2 pseudogenes are annotated in these 599 nt (G+C 70.3%); one reads left to right on the forward strand and one right to left on the reverse strand.

What is annotated here, in order from left to right:
- Window positions 1-530 (reverse strand): annotated as a pseudogene (locus A9X05_RS12710) (ABC1 kinase family protein); the annotation flags it as partial.
- Here A9X05_RS12710 and A9X05_RS32135 point away from each other — a divergent pair.
- Window positions 523-599, forward strand: a pseudogene (locus A9X05_RS32135) (hypothetical protein); the annotation flags it as partial. The pseudogenes A9X05_RS12710 and A9X05_RS32135 sit on opposite strands and share 8 nt — an antisense overlap.

A 599-nucleotide genomic window follows, 5' to 3' on the forward strand; every position in this document is an offset into this window, starting at 1 on the left:
CGGCGCGGCGCGTCGAAGGTGAGCTCGAGCAGCCGGGTGCCGATCAGGTCGCGCTGCTCGCGGGTGCCGTCGCGGATGATCTCCGCCAGCGGCAGGCCGTCGATCCACTCCTGGACCACGACCTTGGGCGCGCTGGCGACGACGTGGGGTATCGCGAAGTGCGGGTGGCCCTCGTAGGCCTTGGCGAAGGCGCGCTGGTTGTCGGCCTCCAGCCGGTAGTCGAGCTCCATCTCGGTGCGCTCGACCAGCTCGTCGACGATGCCCTGGACGTCGGCGCCGGGGGCGAGCTGTTTGACCACGCCGACCATCCGCTGCATGGTCTTGAGGTCGGCGCGCAGCGCCTCGTCGGCGCCGGGGTATTGGATCTTGACGGCCACCGGGCGGCCGTCGGCCCAGACCGCCTTGTGCACCTGGCCGATGCTGGCCGAGGCGATGGGTTTGTCGTCGAACGAACTGAACCGTTCGCGCCACTTGGTGCCCAGCTGGGCGTCGAGCACCCGGTGCACCTTGTTGGCGGGTAGCGGCGGGGCGATGAAGGTCGGCCAGGCCTTGTCGGTCATGGAGGCCGCCATCCCGGACGAATACGGCGAGCCCTACCG

Source organism: Mycobacterium sp. E3298 (assembly GCF_001666895.1).
Lineage (GTDB): Bacteria > Actinomycetota > Actinomycetes > Mycobacteriales > Mycobacteriaceae > Mycobacterium.